Origin of the sequence: Rhodoferax sp., assembly GCF_028689295.1 — a bacterium.
In the GTDB taxonomy this organism is placed as follows: domain Bacteria; phylum Pseudomonadota; class Gammaproteobacteria; order Burkholderiales; family Burkholderiaceae_C; genus Rhodoferax.
Genome location: NZ_JAQTWL010000066.1, coordinates 1 through 3216 on the forward strand (window position 1 = coordinate 1; position 3216 = coordinate 3216).

A 3216-nucleotide genomic window follows, 5' to 3' on the forward strand; every position below is an offset into this window, starting at 1 on the left:
TACCAGCGCCCAAACTATTCAATGCGAAAAATCAGGGCAGAACAGTTTGTTCAACTGGGGTGCCAAATGATCTTCAGACTGGGCAAGAAATCTCCGACTGACGATCCGATGGACGCTCAGGCGGACCTTGATGTTGCGGCCATTGATGGCCCTGGTCAGCCGCTGGAAATTCATACGCCGCCACCGGGTACAAAGCGACTCTCCAAAAAAGGGCAATTTTTACTTTTGGGTGGCGCCTCGACGGTGGCATCGGCTATTTTGATCGGTGTGATGATCAGCGGCAAAAGTGGTGATCATGCTGACTCAAAAAAGCAGTTGACGGCCAGTGATGCACCGGGTCAAGCGGCTCCGTACAAGGAAAACGCTGATGACCTCAAGCGGCGAGCCGTTGCCGTCAGGAGTCAACCAACTTTTCAAACGCCTGATGGTCAACAAACAGGGCCGCTAACAACCCGCTCGTCAGCTCAAAATGGCATTTCTGGTGGAACTCAAACGGCCAGTGGCGGTGCATCACCGCCGACACCCGCTGAGGCACACCGGTTGTGGCTGCAAAAACGAAAGTACGAGCGACTCCAGGGTCTCATCATGGCTTCTGATTCGGCCGAAACATCCGACATCGGCAAGGGTGGCTCCGCGCTGGCTGCCAAATCGACTGCAGGGGGCATCTTGGGCGTGGGTGCTGAGGATGAGCGCCCGGTGGGTGGTCTGGATCAAAGGCTGTCAGCAGCCAATGGGCGCGCTGTGAATGCGCGCGCATCTGCCACTGGCGAGACCATGCGCATGGTGAATTCACCCTCGGGAGTGGCGGGTACAAGTAACAATTCAGGCTATTTGCCTGCCACTCCGGCCGCGGGCAGCCCTGTTGGTCAGGACCCTGCGGTGGTGGCCCAAGCGCGCAACCGGGCGTTCATGAAGGAAGCGGCTGACAATGGCTACCTGCCGGAATTACTCAAAGCTCAAATGGGAGAGTTTGAATTGACGGCGGGCTCGGTCATTCCTGCGGTCATGCTGTCTGGCATCAATTCGGATCTGCCAGGCACCATCGTTGCACAGACCCGCCAAACTGTTTATGCCACCAGCGAACCTGACGCTGTGGTGATTCCGCAAGGCTCGCGCCTGATTGGCAGGTACTCGGCTGATGTTGCTTATGGTCAATCGCGGGTGCTGGCGGCTTGGGATGAACTGATTTTGCCGAACGGTTCGCGAATTTCCTTGCGCGGCATGTCAGCAGCTGATGGTCAGGGTCAATCCGGCATTAAAGATCAGGTGGATAACCACTTCTGGAAAACCTGGTCATCGGCTTTGTTGGTGTCGTTTTTGGGGGTTGCTGCCCAACAGTCGCAACCACAAAACCAGGGTGCGTTCAACACGCCGTCCGGCTCGGCTCAAGCCTCTGCCGCTGCCATGAATTCCTTGAGTGATGTCAGCTCAAAGATTTTGCAAAAGAATCTGAACATTTCACCAACCCTGCAAATTCGTCCTGGCATGGCGTTCAACGTCATGGTCAACCGCTCGATCATCTTGCCGACCTACCGCTGATTTTGAGCACATTAAAGCGAAGCAGAAACTCGTCTTCTGGATGGCGCATCATGTGGTCAAAACGCTTGTTCGACATCCGATAGATGACACCACCATCATTGGGAATCAGAAATCTTCTGCTGGACAGTCCAATTTCAGGACTCAATGTAGAACTGAAGCTGCACCACAGCAAACCTTGTACTTTTTGCCACTGCCACACGGGCAAGGCTCGTTGCGTCCCACTTTGCCCTGCATAGACTTGGCAACCTGTCGCTCATAGACAGCGCGCCTGTATGGCAGCCAATATTCATACATGGCCACAACCGCCTCGGGAATTTGCAGTGCCAGCTTGCCGCGCTGGGCTGGTGTTTTTGTCAGCTTATCCTGCTCAGGCGAGAAGTCGTCTTCACCCAGCAATCCGATTGGCCGGTACCAGGCTTGCCCTTGAGGGGTTTTCAAAAGGGGTTCCCAATCTTTCCGGCACAGTTTCATACCTTCCGTGAAACCGTAGGCCCATCCTTCAGCGTCATCGTATTCTTTCCCGCGATACTCACTGGTGCACCAGATGGGGTATATCTCGCGTGGTAGTTGCTCCACTGCAGCAATGATGCTGTTGAAGTGACGCATGATCAGGCTCAGGACGCGGTTAAGTTGCTCAATGCTTTTGACCGGTGGCATCATGCTGTCCCCTTCGCCCCAAATGCCTGGCATCCATTGTTGAGGCATCAGTGACGTAGGGCCAATAGCGATGGCATGCAAATACCCATCAAGGGTATCCGAGGTCATGGATTCATCAGACTGCACCTCAAAGAGCAGGAATTGATCGAGTTCCTGCAACTCAATTTCTGTCAAAGGTTCGAATGGGGTGATCATTGGTTGGGTGGCATCAATTCGTTGCCCTATTATCCGACCGAGAAGCGTCTTTGTGAACCGGTCGCAGGATGCAGGTCAGACCACTGAATTTGTTGCTGTGCAACACCGGAGAAGTCGAATGGCTGCTTTGTGACCATCATTTCATAGATGCGGATTTAGGTACCCGACCTTCAGCGGTCGATCACAGAACGTCGCCATCGAACATCACCCAACCCGGTGCTGCCGGTTACGAAAGTCAGCTTAGTGTCTTTATGCACATCTCTGCATAAGCAGCGAGTCCGGGCACTGAAATCGTCGGCACATTGCCAACTTTTCGGCGCACGCCCGATTGACTGCGTTGGAGCAACCCGACCGATAAGTCATGTAACCGAACCTCGCTCTCGTCTTGGACCGGCAGTTCGAAATCTTTCGGACAGCAACGCAGGACCTGGCAGGTATGAGTGACCTGGTTAACCGGCCATTGAAAGTCTTCGAATTGAGGGACGTTTTCGATGGGATCGGAAGATCGTCCAAGCATTGCATTTGCGCCTTCGCGGTATGGGTAAAGCCAGTCCAGCGGGGGTTCACCACCTTTACCCCAAAGTTTTGATGCTGGACTGGCCTTCCTGAAAGGAATGCCGTCCCATGCTGAAAAATTCCACTTTCTTTTTGCTGCTGACCCACGGCATCGCCGCAATGGCGCAAACCGTCGGCGGCAACGTCTTTTGCGCTGGCACGGCGTATGACCCCGCCCCTGCATCAGTGTCGATCCGTGGCACCGTTGCCGCATCCGATGTGGGCCTGCCCGGCGCCATTTGGGTGGGTATTGAAGACCCAGGGGTGCCC

Annotated in this window: 3 protein-coding genes; 2 read left to right on the forward strand and 1 reads right to left on the reverse strand. The window is 54.7% G+C overall.

Annotated features, from left to right (window positions below):
* Positions 1 to 585 precede the first annotated feature (585 nt).
* Complete coding sequence (locus PHF15_RS16830; protein WP_300123017.1) at positions 586 to 1539, forward strand: TrbI/VirB10 family protein; 954 nt, start codon at positions 586 to 588, stop codon at positions 1537 to 1539.
* Between the two features lie 141 nt (positions 1540 to 1680).
* On the opposite strand, the gene PHF15_RS16835 is transcribed toward PHF15_RS16830, so the two are convergent.
* Positions 1681 to 2391 (reverse strand): UPF0149 family protein, encoded by a 711-nt coding sequence (locus PHF15_RS16835; protein WP_300123021.1) that lies wholly within the window; start codon positions 2389 to 2391, stop codon positions 1681 to 1683.
* Between the two features lie 624 nt (positions 2392 to 3015).
* Between PHF15_RS16835 and PHF15_RS16840 the strand changes: the two genes are divergently transcribed.
* Positions 3016 to 3216: hypothetical protein (locus PHF15_RS16840; protein ID WP_300123023.1), on the forward strand; the 201-nt coding region annotated here is incomplete at its 3' end.